Origin of the sequence: Citrobacter europaeus, from assembly GCF_037482245.1 — a bacterium.
Taxonomy (GTDB): domain Bacteria; phylum Pseudomonadota; class Gammaproteobacteria; order Enterobacterales; family Enterobacteriaceae; genus Citrobacter; species Citrobacter europaeus.
Genome location: NZ_CP148084.1, coordinates 1,806,117 through 1,825,582 on the forward strand (window position 1 = coordinate 1,806,117; position 19,466 = coordinate 1,825,582).

At 53.9% G+C, this 19,466-nt stretch carries 20 protein-coding genes and 1 riboswitch; of the genes, 6 read left to right on the forward strand and 14 right to left on the reverse strand.

Features of this window, described 5'->3' with window-relative positions; genetic code table 11:
* Nucleotides 1-66 precede the first annotated feature (66 nt).
* A riboswitch (TPP riboswitch) is annotated at nucleotides 67-164 on the forward strand.
* A 31-nt stretch (nucleotides 165-195) separates the two neighbouring features.
* The 3 genes from thiM to WHR59_RS08250 are packed head-to-tail and all read left to right on the forward strand — an operon-like array spanning nucleotide 196 to nucleotide 2,569.
* Nucleotides 196-984, forward strand: coding sequence for a hydroxyethylthiazole kinase (gene thiM, locus WHR59_RS08240; RefSeq protein WP_043016922.1), 789 nt, complete (start codon nucleotides 196-198; stop codon nucleotides 982-984).
* Nucleotides 981-1,781, forward strand: coding sequence for a bifunctional hydroxymethylpyrimidine kinase/phosphomethylpyrimidine kinase (gene thiD, locus WHR59_RS08245; RefSeq protein ID WP_043016921.1), 801 nt, complete (start codon nucleotides 981-983; stop codon nucleotides 1,779-1,781). The genes thiM and thiD overlap by 4 nt, the downstream gene beginning before the upstream one ends.
* A 41-nt stretch (nucleotides 1,782-1,822) precedes the next feature.
* Nucleotides 1,823-2,569 (forward strand): GntR family transcriptional regulator, encoded by a 747-nt coding sequence (locus WHR59_RS08250; protein WP_043016920.1) that lies wholly within the window; start codon nucleotides 1,823-1,825, stop codon nucleotides 2,567-2,569.
* On the opposite strand, the gene WHR59_RS08255 is transcribed toward WHR59_RS08250, so the two are convergent.
* The 3 genes from WHR59_RS08255 to WHR59_RS08265 are packed head-to-tail and all read right to left on the reverse strand — an operon-like array spanning nucleotide 2,543 to nucleotide 5,783.
* Nucleotides 2,543-3,508 carry a PfkB family carbohydrate kinase gene (locus WHR59_RS08255; protein ID WP_220771480.1) on the reverse strand — a complete coding sequence of 322 codons (966 nt, stop codon included), beginning with the start codon at nucleotides 3,506-3,508 and terminating at the stop codon, nucleotides 2,543-2,545. The two genes, WHR59_RS08250 and WHR59_RS08255, sit on opposite strands and share 27 nt — an antisense overlap.
* On the reverse strand, nucleotides 3,505-4,509 hold the full coding sequence (locus WHR59_RS08260) for an ADP-ribosylglycohydrolase family protein (RefSeq protein WP_043016918.1): 1,005 nt from the start codon (nucleotides 4,507-4,509) through the stop codon (nucleotides 3,505-3,507). The genes WHR59_RS08255 and WHR59_RS08260 overlap by 4 nt, the downstream gene beginning before the upstream one ends.
* Nucleotides 4,506-5,783 carry a nucleoside permease gene (locus WHR59_RS08265; protein WP_043016917.1) on the reverse strand — a complete coding sequence of 426 codons (1,278 nt, stop codon included), beginning with the start codon at nucleotides 5,781-5,783 and terminating at the stop codon, nucleotides 4,506-4,508. Before WHR59_RS08265 ends, WHR59_RS08260 begins: the two co-directional genes overlap by 4 nt.
* 252 nt (nucleotides 5,784-6,035) lie before the next feature.
* Between WHR59_RS08265 and fbaB the strand changes: the two genes are divergently transcribed.
* Nucleotides 6,036-7,088, forward strand: a complete 1,053-nt coding sequence (fbaB, locus tag WHR59_RS08270) for a class I fructose-bisphosphate aldolase (RefSeq protein WP_043016916.1) — start codon at nucleotides 6,036-6,038, stop codon at nucleotides 7,086-7,088.
* A 21-nt stretch (nucleotides 7,089-7,109) separates the two neighbouring features.
* Here the strand turns inward: fbaB and yegS are convergent, their stop codons facing one another.
* The 7 genes from yegS to WHR59_RS08305 form a co-directional block, all read right to left on the reverse strand.
* On the reverse strand, nucleotides 7,110-8,009 hold the full coding sequence (yegS, locus tag WHR59_RS08275) for a lipid kinase YegS (RefSeq protein ID WP_043016915.1): 900 nt from the start codon (nucleotides 8,007-8,009) through the stop codon (nucleotides 7,110-7,112).
* 131 nt (nucleotides 8,010-8,140) lie between these two features.
* The gene (gene artJ / locus WHR59_RS08280) at nucleotides 8,141-8,872 is read right to left on the reverse strand and encodes an arginine ABC transporter substrate-binding protein ArtJ (protein WP_043016914.1); all 732 of its coding nucleotides are present in this window, start codon (nucleotides 8,870-8,872) and stop codon (nucleotides 8,141-8,143) included.
* 263 nt (nucleotides 8,873-9,135) lie between these two features.
* A complete protein-coding gene (gene artM, locus WHR59_RS08285) occupies nucleotides 9,136-9,804 on the reverse strand; it encodes an arginine ABC transporter permease ArtM (protein WP_075145931.1) in 669 nt (222 codons plus the stop codon).
* Nucleotides 9,804-10,520 carry an arginine ABC transporter permease ArtQ gene (gene artQ / locus WHR59_RS08290; protein ID WP_338843804.1) on the reverse strand — a complete coding sequence of 239 codons (717 nt, stop codon included), beginning with the start codon at nucleotides 10,518-10,520 and terminating at the stop codon, nucleotides 9,804-9,806. Before artQ ends, artM begins: the two co-directional genes overlap by 1 nt.
* A 6-nt stretch (nucleotides 10,521-10,526) precedes the next feature.
* Nucleotides 10,527-11,258, reverse strand: a complete 732-nt coding sequence (artI, locus tag WHR59_RS08295; protein ID WP_003027298.1) for an arginine ABC transporter substrate-binding protein ArtI — start codon at nucleotides 11,256-11,258, stop codon at nucleotides 10,527-10,529.
* Nucleotides 11,259-11,274: 16 nt separating this feature from the next.
* Nucleotides 11,275-12,003 carry an arginine ABC transporter ATP-binding protein ArtP gene (artP, locus tag WHR59_RS08300; RefSeq protein WP_003027295.1) on the reverse strand — a complete coding sequence of 243 codons (729 nt, stop codon included), beginning with the start codon at nucleotides 12,001-12,003 and terminating at the stop codon, nucleotides 11,275-11,277.
* A 225-nt stretch (nucleotides 12,004-12,228) separates the two neighbouring features.
* Nucleotides 12,229-12,744 (reverse strand): lipoprotein, encoded by a 516-nt coding sequence (locus WHR59_RS08305; protein WP_338843805.1) that lies wholly within the window; start codon nucleotides 12,742-12,744, stop codon nucleotides 12,229-12,231.
* Between the two features lie 126 nt (nucleotides 12,745-12,870).
* Here WHR59_RS08305 and WHR59_RS08310 point away from each other — a divergent pair, with 126 nt between their 5' ends.
* Together WHR59_RS08310 and WHR59_RS08315 are read left to right on the forward strand one after the other, a co-directional pair.
* A complete protein-coding gene (locus WHR59_RS08310) occupies nucleotides 12,871-13,194 on the forward strand; it encodes a heavy metal-binding domain-containing protein (protein WP_001160725.1) in 324 nt (107 codons plus the stop codon).
* Nucleotides 13,191-14,021: an N-acetylmuramoyl-L-alanine amidase gene (locus WHR59_RS08315; protein ID WP_080624939.1), complete on the forward strand. Its 831-nt coding sequence runs from the start codon at nucleotides 13,191-13,193 to the stop codon at nucleotides 14,019-14,021. The genes WHR59_RS08310 and WHR59_RS08315 overlap by 4 nt, the downstream gene beginning before the upstream one ends.
* Here WHR59_RS08315 and WHR59_RS08320 read toward each other — a convergent pair.
* The 4 genes from WHR59_RS08320 to poxB all read right to left on the reverse strand — a co-directional run bounded on the left by WHR59_RS08320 (nucleotide 14,018) and on the right by poxB (nucleotide 19,445).
* Complete coding sequence (locus WHR59_RS08320; RefSeq protein WP_075145934.1) at nucleotides 14,018-15,031, reverse strand: NAD-dependent epimerase/dehydratase family protein; 1,014 nt, start codon at nucleotides 15,029-15,031, stop codon at nucleotides 14,018-14,020. The genes WHR59_RS08315 and WHR59_RS08320 overlap by 4 nt on opposite strands.
* Nucleotides 15,032-15,128: 97 nt before the next feature.
* Entirely contained in the window at nucleotides 15,129-16,559 is a 1,431-nt protein-coding gene (locus tag WHR59_RS08325) for an SDR family oxidoreductase (protein ID WP_043017946.1), read from the reverse strand.
* A 10-nt stretch (nucleotides 16,560-16,569) separates the two neighbouring features.
* Nucleotides 16,570-17,571 (reverse strand): low-specificity L-threonine aldolase, encoded by a 1,002-nt coding sequence (gene ltaE / locus WHR59_RS08330; protein WP_338843808.1) that lies wholly within the window; start codon nucleotides 17,569-17,571, stop codon nucleotides 16,570-16,572.
* Nucleotides 17,572-17,726: 155 nt separating this feature from the next.
* Nucleotides 17,727-19,445: a ubiquinone-dependent pyruvate dehydrogenase gene (gene poxB / locus WHR59_RS08335; RefSeq protein WP_043016907.1), complete on the reverse strand. Its 1,719-nt coding sequence runs from the start codon at nucleotides 19,443-19,445 to the stop codon at nucleotides 17,727-17,729.
* Nucleotides 19,446-19,466 lie beyond the last annotated feature (21 nt).

Consider the following 19,466-nt stretch of genomic DNA (forward strand, 5'->3'; position numbering starts at 1 on the left):
TGGATAGCAGGGGCTTAAGTATGTAAGTTTCCCTTACTGTCCTTTTAATATTATTGAGTTTTATGTAACAACGACTCGGGGTGCCCTTCTTCATTGAAGGCTGAGAAATACCCGTACCACCTGATCTGGATAATGCCAGCGTAGGGAAGTCTGACACTGCTCGTGTCCCTTCTTCGCGCGGGCAGGAGCTGAACCATGCAGCCTGACCTGCACAGCCGCGCACTCGCGGCTCACACCTTGCACCAATTTAGAACGCTTTCACCACTCACACACTGTATGACCAACGAGGTCGTGCAAAGCTTTACGGCCAATACGCTACTGGCGCTGGGCGCATCCCCTGCGATGGTAATCGAGCCTGAGGAAGCCAGCCAGTTTGCGGCTATCGCCAGTGCGTTGCTGGTGAATGTCGGCACTTTAACCCAGACGCGGGCTACGGCGATGCGTGCCGCCGTTGAGCGGGCACATCTCGTTAAAACCCCGTGGACGCTCGATCCCGTTGCCGTGGGCGCGCTAGAGTTTCGCCGTCGCTTCTGTCTGGATTTACTGGTACTACAGCCTGCCGCTATCCGTGGCAACGCCTCGGAAATACTTGCTATGGCGGGTATGAACAGCGGGGGCCGCGGCGTCGACACGACAGATACGCCAGCCGCTGCGCTTTCCGCTGCGCAGGCGTTGGCTCGTCAGGTTGGGACCATTGTCGTGGTTACCGGCGAAGTGGACTACGTGACCGATGGTCAGCGTACCGTCTGCGTGAACGGCGGTGATCCGTTGATGACCCGCGTGGTGGGCACCGGATGCGCGCTGTCGGCGGTTGTTGCGGCCAGTTGCGCCCTGCACGGTGACCGGCTTGATAACATCGCCTCCGCCTGTAGCTGGATGAAACAGGCCGGGCAAATAGCCACACAACAATCAACCGGACCGGGCAGTTTTGTCCCGGCTTTTCTCGATGCCCTCTATAACCTGAACGCACAGGAGCAAGCATGAAACGGATTAACGCATTAACGATCGCCGGAACCGATCCAAGCGGCGGTGCGGGTATTCAGGCCGATTTAAAAACCTTCTCGGCGCTAGGCGCTTACGGCTGTTCGGTTATCACGGCGTTGGTGGCGCAAAATACGCGCGGGGTGCAGTCGGTTTATCGCATAGAACCTGACTTTGTTGCCGCACAACTGGACTCGGTGTTGAGTGATGTGCGTATCGACACCACCAAAATCGGTATGCTGGCGGAGACGGATATTGTTGAAGCGGTTGCCGAACGTTTGCGTCGCCATCGGGTGCAAAATGTCGTACTGGATACGGTGATGCTGGCGAAAAGCGGCGATCCGTTGCTGTCGCCCTCGGCGGTAGAGACACTGCGTACCCATTTGCTGCCGCAGGTTTCGATTATCACCCCTAATTTACCCGAAGCTGCGGCACTGCTCGGGGCTCCCCATGCGCAGACTGAGCAGGAGATGCTAGAGCAGGGAAGGGCACTGCGGGCGCTGGGCTGCGAGGCGGTATTGATGAAAGGCGGTCATCTGGAGGATGCACAAAGCCCCGACTGGCTCTTTACCCGTGAGGGAGAGCAGCGTTTTACCGCGCCAAGGGTGATGACCAAAAATACCCATGGCACCGGCTGTACGCTATCCGCGGCGCTGGCGGCGCTGCGTCCGCGCCATGACAACTGGGCACAGACAGTGCAGGAAGCTAAGCTGTGGCTTTCTGCGGCGTTGGCGCAGGCCGACACCCTGGAGGTTGGTGAGGGAATTGGTCCGGTACATCATTTCCACGCGTGGTGGTAATGGGTATACTGGCTGCAGAGAAGGCTGCAGGAAAAAGATAAATGGAACAAGCGCATACCCAGCTTATCGCGCAACTGAATGAACGCATTGCAGCGGCAGATAACACGCCGCTGTATATGAAATTTGCGCAAACAGTGAAAAACGCTGTGCGTAGCGGGATTCTGGAGCATGGAAATATCCTGCCCGGCGAGCGCGATCTCAGCCAGTTAACCGGCGTTTCGCGAATTACGGTACGCAAGGCGATGCAGGCCCTGGAAGAAGAAGGCGTAGTGACGCGCGCCCGTGGTTACGGGACGCAGATCAACAACATCTTCGAGTATTCGCTAAAAGAAGCGCGTGGTTTTTCACAGCAGGTGGTTTTGCGCGGTAAAAAGCCAGATACGCTGTGGGTCAACAAGCGTATTGTGCCTTGCCCGGAAGAGGTGGCTCAGCAGTTGGCTGTTGCCGCGGGGAGTGACGTCTTCCTGCTCAAGCGCATTCGCTATGTAGATGAAGACGCGGTTTCTATTGAAGAGTCATGGGTTCCTGCCCATCTTATCCATGACGTGGATGCCATCGGCGTTTCACTGTATGACTATTTTCGCAGCCAGCATATTTTCCCGCAGCGCACGCGCTCACGCGTCAGCGCCCGAATGCCTGATGCGGAGTTCCAGGCGCACATTCAAATGGACAGCAAAGTGCCGGTACTGGTGATCAAGCAAGTAGCGCTTGACCAGCAGCAACGGCCCATTGAATACAGCATCAGCTATTGTCGAAGCGATCTATACGTCTTTGTGTGCGAGGAGTAACGCCTCGCGCGAAGGGGCGCAATCGCCGCCGCGATGCCCTACCACCCAGGACGCAACCGCGTTACCCAGCAGTACGGCATCAGCCAGGGTCCAGCCAGACGCCAGTCCGGCCAGCATGCCGCCCGCGTGGCTGTCGCCTGCGCCGATAGTATCAACGACCGCTGTCGCAAATGCCGGTATGCAACCGGATGTCTGAGCGCTGAAATACCACGCGCCGTCTTTATCGTGGCGTACCACTACCGGCGCGGCGAAACGTTGTACCCATTCTGCGCCAAAACCCTCTACATCATGGCTTAATGCAAACCGCTCGGCGGCAATTTCCGCCTCCTGACGATTAAGTGATACCAGCGGACGGCAGGCCATAATTCTTGCCAGTAAGGGCTCGGGAATGTCGCCGATGCGTGGCCCAAAATCAATAAACGGCGTCACCTCCTCCAGACCTTCCAGCCACTGCACCAGCAGTTCGCCACACCCAGAGGCTAACTGATAGCCCGAGAGATACACCAGACTATGGCGTGGGATATCCAGCTGTGCCAGCCAGTCAGCGTTCCACTGATTTTCAACGCCGCTAAAGGACATAAAGGTACGTTCGCCATCCGGCTCGACCAGAGCCAGACACCAGCCGTTATCGCCCGCGGCATTGTCGATCAGGCTGTGCAATCCCTCTTTTGCCATCCGGTTGCGGATAATGTCGGCCCACACCCCTTGACCCAGCGGTAAAGCATTACTGGCGTCGATACCTAAACGTTTGAGCGCCACGGCAATATTGAGCGCGCAGCCGCCAACGTTCACCCCCTGCTGTTTGAGTTCAATGTCACATCCGCGCCAGGGAAGGGCATATGCATCGGCAATGACATCAATTACCGCCGCACCCACCACCGTAACGGGCCGCTGTGTACGCAACTGCGGGAGGAGGTGTTGCAGATGCGTGGCGATCATAGCGCCTCCCGCTGCTCGCGCAGTCGCATCAATCCACTGGCGTAACGGATAAAGTCGAGCTGATTTACCGCATCCAGCTCATGTTTCAATGTCGGGTTAATCGCGCTTACGCCATGGATAGCGCCACAAATGGCGGTTGCCATCGCCCCGATGGTGTCGGTATCACCCCCGAGGTTTGCGCACAGAATAGCGCAGCGGTTAGGATCGGTCTGCGCCAGTTCAACCATAGCAATGGCGCAAGGCACGGATTCAATGGTACTGGTTCCGGCGCCCACAACCTGATACAACTGCTCGCAGGCAGACTCAATGCCGTCAGCATTACGGACGATTTTCAGTGCCAGCTCAAGTCGTGCAGAGAGTGATGCGCTAAAGGTCGTGATCCTTTTTTGCTGCGCATGTTGGGCAATGGCAGGTAGCGCATCGACAATCTCTGACCACTGGCCTCCGTCGATAGCGCGTGATACCGCCCACGCGACCACAACAGCGCCAGCGATAGCCAGATCCGATTTATGCGTCGGGCTGGAGGCCAATGCTACATCATCGATAAAAGCATCAACATCGCGGGCGGGTAGCAGGCATCCCAGCGGCGAAACGCGCATTGCCGCTCCGTTGGTCACGCCGTTGTTTTCCAGTTCGGCGACAGGTTTGCCGTCGCGAATGGCTTTTAGCGCGATTTTTGAAGTTGGGCCGAGCACGTTTTTATTAAAGGCGTCAAAACGTTCGGCCCAGGCCAGAATATTGCGGCCAATAACGTCTGGCACAATCTCTCCGTCGCACTCGAGCAGGGCATCTGCCAGACACAGCGCCATTGACGTGTCATCAGTGAACTCCGCCTGGTTAAAATAGCAGGCGGCATTATTCTCCGCAGGGCCGGGCAAAAAACGGTCGATCCAACCGAAATGAGCTTTTACCCGGGTTCGTGGCCACAGTTCCGACGGCATACCCATCGCATCCCCTAACGCCTGCCCATAAAGAGCACCGAGAATACGTTCTGCTTTCATTTCACTTCCCCTTGTTTCAACGCTACATCGCGATCGTCCACCTTAATGGCGGTGATTTCTTTATCTGATTCGCGAAAGAAAATCATAAACATCACGGCAATGACGGCGATCATGACCGCGCCAAATCCCCACATGCCAGCCCAGTTGAAGGTAAGACCATTAACCGGTTCCTGATAAGCAAACATTTTTTCCATCATGACGCCGCCCAGACGGTAACCGAGCAGGCTGCCGAATCCCTGACAGCAGAGGGTGATAAGCCCTTGCGCAGCGGTGCGCATATGTACCGGTGCTTTTTTATCGACATAAATGTAGGCCGTGACGTAGTAGAAGTCGTAACTAACGCCGTGCAGCAGAATGCCGAGAAACAGCAGAGCATAAGTGAAATATTCCTCCGCGCCGCCGTAAACGAAAAATCCGTAGCGGATAGCCGCAGTAATAAGACCAAGCAGCAATACCTTTTTAATGCCAAAGCGTTTGGTGAAAAACGGTAGCGCCAGCATAAAGAAGATTTCAGAGAACTGGCCCAGCGTCATCCAGCCGGTGGCGTTTTTCATTCCGACTTCTGTCAGGTAGCCGTTGGCGAAGATGTAATAGAACGCCAGCGGCATTGCGAACAGGAAAGAGCAAAAGAAAAAGACGAGGAAGTTCTTATCACGCAGCAGGATCAGCGCATCCAGACCCAGCATGACTTTGAAATCCATCTTGCCGGTACTTTTTGGCGGCGTATCCGGTAAGAAGAACGCAAAGACGCCCAACAGCGCGGAGCTTCCGGCAGTGATAAGCAGGGGGATATTGGTGGGTGAAATATCGCTATAGCCAAGCATTTGCGGTAAGAAACCGCAGGCCAAACCAGAAGCAATCCAGCCGATGGTCCCCATCACACGGATGCGTGGGAAATCACGTTCAACGTCCGGTACGTTGGCAAAAGCGATGCTGTTGGTCAGCGCAATCGTCGGCATATAGGTTAACGAATAGGCCAGTAACAGCGGGAAGAATCCACTGAAGGTGGTTTGCTGGGCGGCGAAATACATCAAAATAGCGCCAGCGAACATCAACACCGCCAGCACTTTCTGCGCGGAGAAAAAGCGGTCAGTGATAGAGCCGACCAGGATGGGCGACAGGATCGCGGCAATCGCGGTACAGGCGTAAGACCAGCCGATCTCCCCGGCGCTAAAGCCGCTTTTACTCAGCCACAGCCACAGCGGTACAAACCAGGCGCCCCAGATAAACCACTCTACAAACATCATGAACGACAGCTTAACTGTAGTTTTCATCTTTAAATCCTTCATGACAGGTAAGGTACGCCATGATAGTACCATTCGATAATACCTTTAAAATACCTTTGAGGTCTAAATTTGACCGCCTTAACATTATTTCTTCCTGAATCGAGCCAGCAGAAGTTGCTGAAAAGTGCGCTAAAGATGGAAAAAAAACGCAGTCGGTACCAGGCTTATTGCTGCCCGCAACAAAACGGGCCAGGACAATCCACATTCCGTTTTCAAAGCGGAACTTACGGGAGCATAGCTATGACTGATATTGCGCAGTTGCTTGGCAAAGACGCCGACAACCTTTTACAGCATCGTTGTATGACCATTCCTTCTGATCAACTTTACCTGCCTGGACATGATTACGTCGACCGCGTGATGGTGGATAACAACCGTCCGCCAGCCGTGCTGCGTAATATGCAGACGCTGTATAACACGGGCCGACTGGCCGGGACAGGTTATCTGTCTATTCTACCGGTGGACCAGGGCGTGGAGCACTCCGCTGGAGCATCGTTTGCGGCTAACCCGCTGTACTTTGATCCGAAGAATATTGTGGAGCTGGCTATCGAAGCAGGGTGTAACTGCGTGGCATCGACCTATGGCGTGCTGGCTTCTGTTTCCCGTCGCTACGCGCACCGCATTCCGTTCCTGGTAAAAATTAACCACAACGAAACGCTGAGCTATCCCAATACGTTTGACCAGACGCTGTATGCCAGCGTAGAGCAGGCGTTCAATATGGGTGCGGTTGCGGTGGGGGCAACCATCTATTTCGGTTCAGAGGAGTCTCGCCGCCAGATTGAAGAGATTTCTGCCGCATTCGAGCGTGCTCATGAGCTGGGTATGGTCACGGTGCTGTGGGCGTATCTGCGTAACCCGGCGTTTAAAAAAGATGGCGTGGATTACCATGTTTCTGCCGATCTTACCGGGCAGGCTAACCATCTGGCGGCCACTATCGGGGCGGATATCGTGAAGCAAAAAATGGCGGAAAATAACGGCGGGTATAAAGCGGTCAATTTTGGCTACACCGACGATCGCGTCTATAGCAAGCTGACCAGCGACAACCCGATTGACCTGGTGCGGTATCAACTGGCGAACTGCTATATGGGACGCGCCGGGTTAATTAACTCTGGCGGTGCGGCTGGCGGCGAAACCGATCTGAGCGATGCGGTACGTACTGCGGTGATTAACAAACGTGCGGGCGGTATGGGGCTGATTCTTGGGCGCAAGGCATTCAAGAAAACCATGGCCGACGGCGTTAAGCTGATTAACGCCGTGCAGGATGTTTATCTGGATAGCAAAGTCACCATCGCCTGATTTCAGGCGACTGCCATCGTGTTAGCGCAACAGCGGACAACCCGGCGGCAGTCGGCAACGTAACGCCGCGGGCAGGATTTCAATATGAAACTCTTGTCCGCTGAGCGGTTCGCCATCGAGATTAAAGGTAATTTCATGCGGGGCGCGGATATCAAACCACGATGATGCGCCCTCGATAATGTTAGGGTTGTCTTCGGATTGCGTTAACGCCGAAAGCAGCCCAGGCAACAGCTCTTCGCCGGTAAAAATACGCAGTTGCAGCAGACCATCGTTGATAAGCGCTGTCGGGCATAGCTGTTGCCCCCCACCGGCCTGACGACCATTACCGATACCAATTACCAGCGCTTTACCCTGCCAGTGAAAGTCTTCCCCTCGAATATCGCAGATGTCGGGTTTGAGCGTATCCATGCGCATTAATCCGTGAATAAAGTACGATACGCCACCCAACGCAGCCTTGAGTTTTTCTGGTGTCTCGGTCGTGATGCGTGTGCCGAAGCCACCGGTTGCCATGTTGATAAAACAGGTTTTATCATTGACCTGCACCATATCGATCGCCGTCGCATTTGCGGCGATAGCCAGCTTTAACGCCTTATCAAGGTCGTCGGGTATACCAACGCTGGTGGCAAAGTCATTCGCCGTTCCCAACGGTAAAATACCCAGCGCCGGAATATTGCCGCCCTGCGACTGGATAAGCGCCGTCGAGACTTCGTTTATTGTGCCGTCGCCGCCACCGGCAATCACCGTTTCAACGCCCAACTGACGAGCTTCATCAACGTATCGTTGGGCGTCGCCTTTTTCCCAGGTAACGCGAACATGAATTTCCACGCCCTCATCACGCAGATTCGCAATGGCGTCACGCAGGGGAAGGTTATCAGCACTTTTTCCATTGAGGATCAGTAAACTGGCAGGGAATGCTATCATCCTTTTGCCTCACTTTTTTTCGTTTTAACAAGTGTACGCCAGGAATGCGTTTCTGGAGTAAGAACTGACTGAAAGCGCAGGCGAAGAGATAAAAAAAGCCGCAGAGCGCGGCTTTTCAGACTGGGCAGACGTTACTGTGGGAACCACTGATCGCTGATTTTCTGGTACGTGCCGTCAGCTTTGATTGCCGCCAGCGCGCTGTTCAGTTTTTCCAGCAGGGCTTTGTTATCCGGGCGAACCGCGATGCCAAGGCCAGTACCGAAGTATTGTGGGTCGGTCACTTTATCAGTGGCTACGCCTAGCTGCGGGTTGGTTTTAAGCCACTCGTTAACCACAGCGGTATCGCCAAATACGCCATCAATACGACCATTTTTCAGGTCGATAATCGCATTCTGATAGCTGTCGTAGGCCACGGTTTTCACTTCAGGATGTTTGTCCTGCAAGTATTTCTGGTGCGTGGTGCCGTTTTCCATGCCGATGCGTTTTCCTTTCAGGTCGGCAAAGGTTTTATAGGTGTCTTTTTTCGCAATCACCAGCGCGGAGTTTGCATAGTACGGCTGAGTAAATGCAACCTGCTTGCTACGCTCAGGCGTGATATCCATTCCGGAAATTACCGCATCATATTTCTTAAATTTCAGCGCGGGGATCAGGCTGTCGAAAGCGTGATTGGTGAAAGTACAGTCAGCCTGCATTTGTTTGCACAGCGCCGTTGCCAGATCGATGTCAAATCCGACAATTTTATTGTTTGCGTCGAGCGACTCAAATGGCGGGTAAGTTGCTGATACACCGAAACTAATTTTATCAGCGGCTGAGGCGCCAGCGGCGAAAGTAGCAAGTAATGCAGCCAGTACTAACTTTTTCATAGTGGAACTCCCGTCTGTCAATCTTATGATTATTTACCGTGTCTGCGGCGTGGATTAACAATGCCATTTAATGAATTTATATGCAATAAAAATGATTAAGTATTTTTTCAGATATAAAAAAAGACGGACAATTTAGGTTCTTGTCCGTCTTCATGTTTTTTACTTTATGCATATTTGCCGGATGGCGGTGCTAGCACCTTATCCGGCCTACAAAAGGTGCATGAACCGTAGGCCTGATAAGCGTAGCGCCATCAGGCATATGTTTAATTCCGCTGTTCAAACGCCAGCGCTTTACGTTCGATTAAGCGCATCATCAGCGTCAGCAAACCGTTGACGATCAGATAAATCACACCCGCCGCGCCGAAGACCATGACGTCATAAGTGCGACCATACAGCAGCTGACTATAGCCCATGACTTCCATCAGCGTGATGGTGTAAGCCAGTGAGGTACTTTTAAACACCAGCACCACTTCGTTGGAATACGAGGAGAGGGCGCGTTTAAAGGCATATGGCAACAGAATCGCCAGCGTATCCTTTTTGCTCATCCCCAATGCACCGCATGACTGCCACTGGCCTTCCGGGATGGCGCGGATAGCGCCGTAGAACAGTTGCGTGGTGTAAGCCGCACTGTTTAACGACAGCGCAATTAACGCGCACAGCCAAGGCTCGGAGAGCAGATGCCACAGTACCGGATACTCCTGTAGCGTCGGGAACTGTCCTGGCCCGTAGTAGATCAGGAAGATTTGCACCAGCAACGGCGTACCGGTAAACAGCGTGATATAGGCGCGGACCAGCCAGACCAGTACCGGCGTTTTCAGCGTCAGGATGACGGTGAAAATCAGTGCCAGCACCAGAGCAACCACGATGGAGGCGACCGTCAGCGTCAGGCTGGTATGCAGCCCTTTCAACAATTCAGGTAAATACTCGAGCATCAGCCTGGTCTCCGCTCAAAACGTGTCGCGCGCAGGTCAATGCGTTTGAGAATGTACTGACTTACCAGCGTAATCACCAGGTAAATAGCCGCCGCCACAATGTACCAGGTAAAAGGCTCCTGGGTACGCGTGGCAATGCTTTTGGTTTGCAGCATCAGATCGTTCACGCTGATTAGGCTGACCAGTGCGGTATCTTTCAGCAATACCAGCCACTGGTTACCCAGTCCCGGCAGTGCGTGACGCCACATCTGCGGCATCACCAGGCGAAAGAAGATCGCGGCTTTAGATAAACCCAACGCCTGACCCGATTCCCATTGTCCGAGTGGTACGGCCTTCAATGCGCCACGCAGCGTTTGCGACGCATAGGCGGCGTACAGCAAAGACAGAGCAATCACACCGCACAGGAACGGACTGACGTCGAAGTTTTCGATCTGCATCTGTACCGGGATGTCTACAAACCCGAGATTAATCGTAAAACCATCGGCCAGCGTCAGCAGCAGTTGCGAGGAGCCGAAATAGATAAACAGAACCACCAGAATTTCTGGTAACCCGCGCAGAATGGTAACCAGCGCTGAACCTGCCCATGCCACCGGACGCCATTTTACGGACTCCCAGACGGCAAACAACATGGCAAGCGCGAGGCCAATGATCAGCGCACAAACGGCAAGGCCGACGGTCATCCCGGCGGCGCTTGCTAACGGAAAAAATTCATTCATCAAATATTACTTCTGGAACCATTTGTTGTAGATGGTCTCGTAAGTCCCATCTTTCTTCACTTTTTCCAGCGCAGCGTTAAATTTCTGCTGCAGTTCGGTATTGCCCTGGCGCACAGCAATGCCCAGACCGGTACCGAAGTAATCTTTATCCGTCACTTTGTCGCCAACCGCGGCGAGCTTAGGATTATCTTTCAGCCACTCGGTCACCACAGCGGTATCGCCAAATACGCCGTCAATACGACCGTTTTGCAGATCGAGTTTGGCATTCTGGTAGCTGTCATACGGCACGGTAGTCACTTCCGGATGTTTATCCATGATGAATTTCTGGTGTGTAGTCCCGTTTTGTACGCCGACTTTTTTGCCTTTCAGCTGATCAATGCTGGTGTATTTACCCTGTTGGCCAACAAACAGCGCAGAGTTGTCGTAATACGGGGTGGTGAACAGCACCTGTTTTTCACGCTCTGGGGTGATGTCCATACCGGCCATTACCGCGTCAAAACGACGGAACTTCAGGCTCGGAATCAGGCTGTCGAAGGCCTGATTGGTGAAGGTACAGGTAGCGTCAATCTCTTTACACAGCGCATTCGCCAGATCAACGTCAAACCCGACGATCTTGTTATTAGCATCGATTGATTCAAACGGAGGATAAGACGCTTCGGTGGCGAAACGAATGGTTTGGGCTGCGGTAGCGGAAAGGCTAAAACCTGCGATTAGCGCGGCAATCAGAACTTTTTTCATTGTATTGTCCCGAATCTTAGTGAGAAAGATAGTTTTTAAACGCTTCGGTTTGCGGGTTGGCAAAGCAGCTCGCATCCCCAAACTCGACGATATGACCGTTTTCCATATACACCACACGGCTGGCTGTTTTACGGGCAACTTCCACTTCGTGAGTGACGATCACCTGAGTAATGTTGGTTTCCGCCAGTTCACGAATGATGCTGACGATTTGGGCGGTAATTTCCGGGTCAAGCGCGGCGGTCGGTTCATCAAACAGCAGCACCTGTGGCTCCATCATCAACGCGCGGGCAATGGCCACACGCTGTTGCTGGCCGCCTGAGAGATGCAGCGGATAGCGATCGCTGTATGGCTTCAGGCGCAGACGTTCCAGCAGTTTCTCGGCGCGCGCCATCGCTTGCTCTTTTGTCAGACCCAGTACGCGGCAGGGCGCTTCAATCAGATTCTGCACAACCGTGAGATGTGGCCAGAGGTTGTATTGTTGGAAGACCATGCCCACGTTTTGACGCAGATCCCGAATGGCTTTATCTGACGGGGTCTTAGTGAAGTCGAAACGGTTACCCGCAATAGAGAGCGTGCCCGAGCGCGGCATCTCAAGCAGGTTGAGTACGCGCAGCAGCGAGCTTTTCCCGGCGCCACTTGGGCCAAGTAACACCAGTGTTTCACCCTGAGGGCAATCCAGCGTGATATCGAACAGCGCCTGATGTGCGCCGTAGAAGCAGTTAATGCCGTTTAATTGAATACTCATTGACACTCGATACTGGCAGTCTGATAGCTATTGAAGCCGCAGATACTACCTTTGACAGAATAGTTATGCAATATTTATGCGTTAAAAGTTAAATGCAAACCGCATTCTTATCTAAACATAGCACAAAATAGCGGGGCCACCAGTGGGCAAGAATAATTGTCGGCATTCTATGCAGAATGCCAGACAATTTATGGGGATTATGATTTAAGCAGGTGAATGGGGCGGTTAGCGGTTTTCGACAGACTGGCGCAGCGTCCCGGCTGGCGCGTGTGCGCTGCCGCCCAGATAGCGGACATCGTCAACGACCCAGCACTGGCCTTCACGGATCATCAGCACTTCATCACGCCAGCTTTGGTCACCTTGTTTCAGCTCTACACGCAGTGGAATGTTACGTGCATCACTATTCGGAATAGTCGATGCGCTGGCGACGCTGGCGCTGTCCGGTAACGTGGCGCGACTGGAGAACGGATCGCTGTTAAACAGTTCGCGATGCGCGTTATCACGGCTGGCATCGTTCAGCAGCTTAGCCAGGTTGTCGCTGAGGTACGGGCGAAGGGAGGTAATGTCATTATTTCGATGCTGAATACGGTAATCATAGAATTGTTGAGCCACGCTGTCTGGCCCGCCTTCTACGCATGAACCGCTACGCGTGCCGTTATCTTTATAGACCGGCGTCACGGTAGTACAGGCGCTGAGAAGTAGTGCACAGGGAACCAGCAGAGAGAGTTTCGAGTAGCGCATAATGATTTCCTTATTAGCTTTCTACTATTAGTGTTCTACGTTGATAGAATATATCCTTTCAATGATAGTGGATCGGTTCGATAATGCTTTTGAGATCGTGCTCTTAGCGCAAAAAGGAGATTAATCATGCAGTTTTCGACAACCCCTACGCTGGAAGGACAGAGCATCGTGGAATACTGCGGTGTTGTTACTGGTGAAGCCATTTTAGGCGCGAATATCTTCCGCGATTTTTTCGCCGGCATTCGCGATATTGTCGGCGGTCGCTCCGGCGCGTATGAAAAAGAGCTGCGTAAAGCGCGTGAAATTGCTTTTCAGGAGCTTGGTGAACAGGCGAAAGCACTCGGTGCTGATGCGGTAGTTGGTATCGATATCGATTACGAAACGGTGGGCAAGGACGGTAGCATGCTGATGGTGAGCGTCAGCGGCACCGCGGTGAAAACTCGTCGATGAAACGTCTGTTGTATTTGCTGACATTAACGCTACTGCTGGTGGGGTGTACTGGCGAAAAAGGAATAGTCGACAAAGACGGGTATCAGTTAGATACCCGCCGTCAGGCGCAGGCTGCTTACCCGCGCATTAAAGTGCTGGTTATCCATTACACGGCGGATGATTTCGACGCTTCTCTGGCTACGCTGACCGATAAAAACGTCAGTTCACACTATCTGATCCCGGCAGTGCCGCCGCTCTACCACGGCAAGCCGCGTATCTGGCAACTGGTCCCGGAAAAAGATCTGGCCTGGCATGCAGGGATTAGCTTCTGGCGCGGCGCTACGCGTATCAACGATACTTCGATCGGCATTGAGCTGGAAAACCGCGGCTGGCAAAAATCAGCGGGCAGCAAGTATTTTGCGCCGTTTGAGCCCGCGCAAATTCAGGCGTTAATCCCATTGGCGAAAGATATTATCGCCCGCTACGACATAAAACCGCAGAACGTGGTGGCCCATGCGGACGTCGCTCCGCAGCGCAAGGACGATCCCGGCCCGCTATTTCCGTGGAAAGCACTGGCCGCTCAGGGCATCGGCGCGTGGCCCGATGCCCAGCGCGTGGCATTTTATCTTGCCGGACGAGCGCCCCATACGCCGGTAGAAACCGCATCATTACTCGATCTGCTGTCGCGCTATGGTTATGAAGTAAAACCTGATATGACGCCGCGTGAACAGCAGCGGGTGATTATGGCGTTTCAGATGCACTTCCGCCCGACGTTGTGGAACGGCGTGGCGGATGCAGAAACTCAGGCAATTGCCGAAGCGTTACTGGAGAAATACGGGCAGGGTTAACGCGGCAGCTTACCGTGGTCACGCAGCCAGGCCGCGGTACGCTCAATTCCTGCATCCAGCGTCACAACGGGCTGATAACCCAACTCTTCCTGAGCGCGGGTAGTATCCAGCGTAAAATCGAAATTCAGCTTCGAGACGCCGTAATGCGTAAGCTTTGGCTCTTTCGCCGATTTATTGCCTAAACGCTCCATGCTGCGGGCAATCATATCCAGCATCGGGTAGGGCACGGAGCGGATACGGCAATCAATATTCAGCTCGTCGATAAGTTTCTGCACAATGCTGCGCAGGGTGCGATGCTCGCCGTTGGTAATGTTGTACGCGCGTCCCGACGGCAGCTTATCGCAGGCTTGTTGACTGGCCAGCCACATCGCGTGCACTGCATTCTCGTAGTAGGTCATATCCACCAGCGCGCTTCCGCCGTGCGGCAGCAGGATGCTGCCGTAGTGATACATCATATGGGCCAGGCGTGGAATAAAGACTTTATCGTGAGGTCCGAACAGACTTTGTGGGCGCAATACCGTGAAGCGGGTCTGCGGGTTAGCCTGCGCGAGCAGCGCAATTACCTCTTCGCCTGCCGCTTTGCTGCGGGCGAATTCATTGGCGAAGCGATGTGGACGGAAATCTTCTTTGATATCGCGATGGTGGTGATAATCAAAATAGAGCGATGGAGAGGAGATATGAATGAAGTTACGTACGCCCCAGGCCACGGCCCACTCGCCCAGACGTCGGGTCGCTCGAACGTTGGCCAGATCGAAGGCTTCCTGAGTTCCCCACGGTGAGGTAAAACTGGAGCAGTGCCACAGCGTGTCGATGCCGGCAAGCATCACTTTTGCCTGTGAAGACACCAGCTCGGTCAAATCGGCATGTACAAACTCTGCGCCCATTTTCTCCAGCAGCTTGCCCATCGCTTCATTGCGACCGGTAGCTCTGACGCTGACGCCTTTGCTGCATAGAAACTCAACCGCGTTTCGGCCCAAGCCGCTGGTGGCTCCGGTAACCAGTACCTTCATATCAATCCACTGTGTTTAAAAAACATCGTGCGCATTCTTCCGTGAAATACGCCTGTATGCAATGGGAAACATGAAAGAATACAGGCTCTTTTTATCATTAGTCTGTGATTTGTTCTGCAAGTTTAGCAATACGCTTCGCCATCCCTCTGAAAATGAACAGATGAGCTGGGATCATCAACAGCCAGTAGAAGAGTCCTGGCATGCCGTGCGGATGCCACCAGGCACGTACATCAATGCGTCGGTGATCGCCTTTATCTTCCAGGGTGAAACTCAGGCGACCCAAACCAGGCGCTTTCATCCCAAACAGCAGCGTCAGCTGTTTTTCTGGTTCAACGATGATAACTTTCCAGCTATCGACGGTATCGCCAACCTGCAACAGAGAGTGTTCTGGTCGACCTTTAGCCAGCTTATGGCCAACCAGCAGGTCTAACGCCGCCCGCGTCTTCCACAAAATATTGCCAAAAAAATAGCCTTCTTTGCCGCCGAGTCGATTCACAACCTGCCATAGCGCTTTTTTGCTGGCGGAGGTTTCAACGCTAAAGCCTGCCTGTTTGGCAAAATAGCCATATTCAGGGCGCCAGCGGGCAAACGCCTGCGCGTCGTAACCCCAGTCGCTGGAATTGACCAGCTTCTCCTCTTCTTTCAACGTGCTGCGTACCGCGTCATCAAAGGCAATCAACTTTTGCGGGATCAGCGCGCGTAATTCGGTGTCATCGGCCAGCAGATCGTGTTTTAAACCCTGGATAAGCGCTTTGGCCGTGGTCGGCGGTACTGACGTAATGACGTTTAAAAACCAGACCGAAATCCAGCGGGTAGGAAAGGGGATGGGGATGAGCAGGCGATGTTTACCGCTGACCGCCATAAAATGCTCGAACTGTTCCTGATAGCTCAACACCTGCGGCCCGGCAGCTTCGAGTATGCGGTGATGGCTTGTGGGATGGTCCAACAGCGCCACCAGATAGTACATCAAATTTTCCAGCGCGATGGGCGTGGTACGCGAACGTACCCAGCGCGGAGGGGTGAGAACCGGCAGGTTATAGACCATGTCGCGCATCACTTCAAAGGCGGCGGAACCTGCCCCTACGATAATGCCAGCGCGCAATTCCGTCATTGGCACGCCTGACTCTCTCAGGGTGTCAGCGGTTATTTGCCGCGCACGCAAATGATCGGACTGTTCATGCCGGGGAGCCTGTAATGAGCTCAGGAAAATAAGCTGTTTAACTGGCGTATTACGCAGCGCATCGCGTACGTTCATCGCCACATGGCGTTCGTGGGCGATAAAATCACCGCCTTCACCCATACCATGAACCAGATAGTAAACCGTATCAACACCCGTCAACAGCGGGGTGAGGTTATCTGGCCAATTCAAATCGACCTTATGGCAACTGACGTTGGCCAGTTGCTGCTTTTCCAGACGTTCAATGCGGCGTGCCGCAGCCAGCACCTGATGCCCTTGCTGGCTGAGCGCTTGAACCAGATGCTGACCAATGTAGCCACTGGCGCCAAGAACCAAAATCCGTTGCGGCACGCCCATCTCCTTAGCGGGTTAAAAAAGCGCGCCAGTGGGCGACGACTTCAGCAAGTTGTTCACGCGAGACGTCCAGATGCATCACCAGGCGCACAATCGGGGAGGCGTTAATCAGCACGCCTTGCGCTTTCATGTATTCACCCAGCGCGGCAGCGTGCTCTTCACCAACGCGAACAAACAACATGTTGGTGTCGTGGCGCATGACGTCTGCCCCTGCTTCGCGCAGTTGTTCTGCCATCCAGGCGGCGTTGTCATGGTCTTCCTGCAAACGCGCCACGTTATTTTTCAGCGCATACAGTCCCGCCGCCGCCAGAATACCGGCCTGGCGCATTCCGCCACCGGTCATTTTGCGCCAGCGAATGGCGCGCTTGATGTAGTCCTGGCTGCCGACCAGCAGCGAACCTACCGGCGTTCCGAGACCTTTGGAAAGACAAATGGTGAACGAGTCGCAGTATTGCGTGATGTCTTTAAGCTCACAGCCATAGGCGACGATGGCGTTAAAAATACGCGCGCCGTCGACGTGTAGGGCAAGATTGCGCTCACGGGTGAATTCCCAGGCGTCTTTCAGATACTCGCGCGGAAGCACTTTGCCGTTGTGGGTGTTTTCCAGACTGAGCAGACGGGTGCGGGCAAAATGGATATCGTCAGCTTTGATTTTCGCTGCCACTTTGTCTAACGGCAGGGAACCATCCGGGGCGGCGTCGATGGGTTGCGGTTGAATGCTGCCAAGCACCGCTGCGCCGCCCGCTTCATAGAGATAGTTATGTGCGCCCTGACCGGCAATATACTCTTCGCCGCGCTGGCAATGACTGAGCAGCGCAACCAGGTTTGCCTGAGTGCCGGTGGGTAGGAAAATAGCGGCTTCTTTGCCAGAGAGCTCTGCAGCGTATTGCTGGAGAGCGTTAACGGTAGGGTCATCACCGTACACGTCGTCCCCGACCGGGGCTGCCATCATCTCTTCCAGCATGGCGCGACATGGCCGGGTGACGGTATCACTGCGTAAATCAATCATGGTGTCTCCTTATTACACTTCATCCTTCAAGCTGCCTCTGCGTTGGCCGCACCCTTAAACCCCAGTCACATAGTTTACCTAAGCTCCTGGGGATTTTCGGGCTAGCCGCCTTGATGCATCATGAATGATTTTGTGTGTGATTTAATAAGGATGTTTTACCTGAGCCAGTTAGTTTTCGCCAGTTCCATCACTTCATCACCGCGCCCACTGATGATTGCGCGCAACATATACAGGCTAAAACCTTTCGCTTGTTCGAGTTTGATCTGTGGCGGGATGGCTAACTCTTCTTTCGCCACAACCACATCGACCAGCACCGGGCCGTCAATCGACATTGCCCTTTGCAGCGCTTCATCAACCTCTGAGGATTTCTCCACACGAATGCCCGTAATACCGCAGGCTTCGGCAATCCGCGCGAAGTTGGTATCGTGCAGCTCCGTGCCGTCGGTCAGATAACCGCCAGCCTTCATCTCCATCGCCACAAATCCCAGTACGCTGTTGTTAAAGACGATAATCTTCACCGGCAGCTTCATCTGGACCACCGACAGAAAGTCGCCCATCAGCATACTAAATCCGCCGTCCCCGCACATTGCGACAACCTGGCGTCCCGGTTCGGTCGCTTGGGCGCCGAGTGCCTGCGGCATGGCATTGGCCATCGATCCATGATTAAACGAACCGAGCAGGCGACGTTTGCCGTTCATTTTCAGATATCGTGCCGCCCACACCGTTGGCGTGCCAACGTCGCAAGTGAAGATGGCGTCGTCTGCGGCAAAGTGGCTGATTTGCTGTGCCAGATACTGCGGGTGAATGGCTTTATCGCTGGGTTTAGCTAAATCATCCAGCCCTTTGCGCGCTTCACGGTAGTGCTCCAGCGCTTTGTCCAAAAACTTCCGCTCGGTTTTTTCTTCCACCAGCGGCAGCAGGGCGCGGAGGGTGGATTTAATATCGCCCACCAGCGCCATATCAACTTTACTGTGCGCGCCGATGCTCGCCGGATTGATATCAATCTGAATAATTTTGGCGTCGGTTGGATAGAACGGGCGATAGGGGAACTGGGTGCCGAGCAGGATCAGCGTGTCGGCATTCATCATGGTATGGAAACCGGATGAAAAGCCAATTAGCCCGGTCATGCCCACGTCGTACGGGTTATCGTACTCAACATGCTCTTTACCCCGCAGGGCGTGCACAATCGGCGCTTTGATTTTAGCCGCAAACTCAACCAGCTCTTTATGCGCACCGGCGCAGCCGCTGCCGCACATCAGAGCGATATTGCTGGAGTAGCGCAGCAGTTGCGCCAGTTTTCTGAGCTCTTCTTCTTCCGGAGTGACCACCGGCAGCGGCGCATGGTACCAGTGCGTGGTGGCGCTCTCAGGGGCCGGCTTCAGCGCGACATCGCCAGGTAATACCACCACAGAGACACCGCGGTTGAGCACCGCTTTACGCATGGCAATTGCCAGCACCTGTGGGATCTGTTCAGGGCTGGAAACCAGCTCGCAATAATGGCTACATTCGCGGAACAACTCTTGCGGGTGGGTCTCCTGGAAATAACCGCTGCCTATCTCGCTGGATGGAATATGTGCGGCAATGGCCAGCACCGGAACGTGGTTGCGGTGGCAATCAAACAGGCCATTAATCAGGTGCAGGTTGCCTGGCCCACACGACCCTGCACAGACGGCCAATTCACCCGTTAACTGCGCTTCAGCACCTGCGGCGAAGGCAGCAACCTCTTCATGACGGGTTGGCATCCAGTCAATCGTTCCCATACGATTCAGACTATCACTTAGGCCATTGAGTGAGTCACCCGTTACACCCCAAATGCGTTTTACGCCAGCTTGTTCGAGTGTTTTAGCAATAAAAGCGGCAACCGTTTGTTTCATGGTTTTCCTTCTCCTTTAATG